The sequence below is a fragment of the Bradyrhizobium sp. CCBAU 11430 genome (assembly GCF_028128855.1).
Lineage (GTDB): Bacteria > Pseudomonadota > Alphaproteobacteria > Rhizobiales > Xanthobacteraceae > Bradyrhizobium > Bradyrhizobium ottawaense.
In genome coordinates this window covers 1-2,588 of the sequence record NZ_LBJV01000021.1, presented here as the reverse complement: position 1 = coordinate 2,588, position 2,588 = coordinate 1, and the positions used below count along the sequence as shown (strand labels likewise).

The 2,588-nt window shown below is 64.2% G+C and carries 2 protein-coding genes; both read right to left on the bottom strand.

The window, feature by feature from the left end; all coding sequences use genetic code 11:
• Positions 1-71 precede the first annotated feature (71 nt).
• Positions 72-881 (bottom strand): IS21-like element ISBj11 family helper ATPase IstB, encoded by an 810-nt coding sequence (gene istB / locus XI04_RS08150; protein WP_018270204.1) that lies wholly within the window; start codon positions 879-881, stop codon positions 72-74.
• A complete protein-coding gene (gene istA / locus XI04_RS08145) occupies positions 878-2,392 on the bottom strand; it encodes an IS21-like element ISBj11 family transposase (RefSeq protein ID WP_420915336.1) in 1,515 nt (504 codons plus the stop codon). The genes istB and istA overlap by 4 nt, the downstream gene beginning before the upstream one ends.
• Positions 2,393-2,588: the final 196 nt, after the last annotated feature.

The window sequence follows — 2,588 nt, the reverse complement described above, 5'->3', positions numbered from 1 at the left end:
CGCGATGATGATCGCCGCGATGATTGTCGCGCGCAAGAGTTTTGTTTGCTTTGATTGTCGCGGAGCGTCAATCAAGCGAGCGTTTTTTGTGTCGCGTGCTCCGGTGGCCGCCCTGGACCACGCTTTCGCTCGAGGGCAGTCCGCCTGCGATAGCTCTCGACGTTCATCTCGACGATGGTGGCGTGGTGAACAAGGCGATCGATCGCCGCGAGGGTCATGGCTGGGTCCGGAAAGACCTTGTTCCATTCTCCAAAGGGCTGATTGGCGGTGATCAGCAAAGAGCGTCGCTCGTAGCGTGCGCTGATGAGCTCGAACAGCACACTGGTCTCGGCCTGGTCCTTGGTGACATAGGCAAGATCGTCCAAGATGACGAGATCGAAGCGATCGAGGCGGTTGATGGCGCCCTCGAGGTTGAGCTCGCGGCGAGCCACCTGGAGCTTCTGCACGAGATCGGTGGTGCGGGTGAACAGGACGCGCCATCCGTTCTCGATGAGGGCCAAGCCGATTGCTGCCGCCAAGTGGCTCTTGCCTCCACCGGGCGGACCAAACAGCAGCAGATTGGCGCCCTTGCCGAGCCAGCCGTCGCCGGCGGCGAGTGCGGTCATTTGCGCCTTGGAGATCATCGGCACGGCCTCGAAGTCGAAGCTGTCAAAGGTCTTTCCGGTAGGCAGCCGCGCCTCGACGAGATGGCGCTCGATGCGGCGGCGGCCGCGCTCAGCGATCTCGTGCTCGGCAATGGTGGCGAGGAAGCGCGCCGCCGGCCAGCCTTCTTTATCGGATTGCTCGGCAAATTGCGGCCACAGCGCCTTGATGGCGGGCAGCCGCAGCTCGTTGAGCAACAGATTGAGGCGCGCGGTGTCGACTACGTTGGTTGTGCTCATGCGGCGCCTCCGATCTCGGCGGTACCGATGAGGCATTCATAGGTGGCGAGCGGTGCGAGGCGTACCACGACGTTCGGCACCTGGGCGGGATCCGGGGCGAAGTGAGTACGTAGCCGGTTGAGGTCGGGCAGCCGGCCGTCGTTCAGGTCGGCCGTGAGCTGATTGGCGAGTTCGGCCTCGCAACCGCGCTCATGGGCGAGTGCGAGGAGATCGACCATGATCCGGCAGGCCTTCTTGTCCGGTAAGCGTTTGCGCAAGACGTCGAAGGCTCGGCGGTAAGCTTCCCGGGGGAACAGCTGGTCGCGGTAGACCAGGTTGAGGAGCGCCATCGGCTTGCGCCGCAAGGAATGGATCACGTGCCGATAATCGACGACCTGATCGTGCTTGCCATTGGGATGCGGCCGCCCGCGCGGCAAGGTGAGGAGATGCGTGCCGCCGACAAACACGTCGAGGTGATCGTCATACAGGCGCACCCGCAGCCGATGGCCGATCAAGCGCGACGGCACCGTGTAGAACACCTTGCGCAAGGTGAAGCCGCCGGACGACGTCACGTGGACGATCACCTCTTCATAGTCCGACGTGCGGCGGTCCGGCAGATCCTGAAGTGCGCTACGTTCACTGTCGATCCGCTTGGCGTTGCGGGCATTGCGGCGGCTGGCGATCTCATCGATGAAGCCACGATAGGCAGCCAGATCGTCGAAGTCGGCGGTGCCACGCAGCAACAGCGCGTCGCCGATCGCTCGCTTGAGATGACCATGCGAACTCTCGATCGCCCCGTTCTCGTGGGCGATGCCACGATTGTTGCGGGAAGGCCGCATGCCGTAATGGGCACAGAGGTCTTCGTATCGCCGCGTCAGATCGTCTTTGGCGTCGCGGTCGAGATTGCAAAAGGCGGCCGACAGGCTGTCGGTGCGATGCTCCCGTGGCGCCCCACCGAGTGACCACAAGGCATTCTGCAGGCCTTCGGCCAGAGCGACGAAGCTCTCACCGCCGAGCACGACATGGGCGTGCTCAAACCCGGAATAGGCCAGCCGGAAGTGATAGAGACGATGGTCGAGCGGTACGCCCGCGATCGTGACACCCAATTCGCCCATGTCGGTGAAGTCGGACAGGCCGCGCTGACCGGGTTCGTGGGTCTGGCGGAAGATGACCTCCTGCTCCTCGCCGTGGATCGCCCGCCAGGCCCGGATCCGGCGCTCCAGCGTGCGACGGATGCCGGCGCCGAGCTCGGGATGGCGTCGGAGCAACTCCTCGAAGATCGTGACCGGCCGCACACCGGGGGCGGCCTTCAGCATCGGCACGATATCTGTCTCAAATACGCGGGCCAAGGGATCTGGCCGGCGACGGCCGCGGGGAGCCTTCTTCTGCGACGGAAGGCGTCGATCCTTCTCGATCCGGTAAGCGGTCGAGGTGCTGAACGACGCCTTGGCGGCGGCCACGGGTGGGCTATCGGTCTGACGGTACTTCATGTAGAGCCTCATTTGGTGATCGGTAATGTGTCGGCCTGGCACGCGAGTGATTCCTCTTGGCGGAAGAACCACTTGCATAACCAGCCGGCCGCGATCACCAGTCGGCGCGGTCCGCTGTGGATCGCGCCGACGCCGGGCTCGTAACTCCGGTCGGGCTACGCCCTCCCTGCGTCACGAGCCCGGCGTAGCCCTCTCATCATGGTCGACGCTCCACTTCCATCCTGTTCGCCGCGCGGCA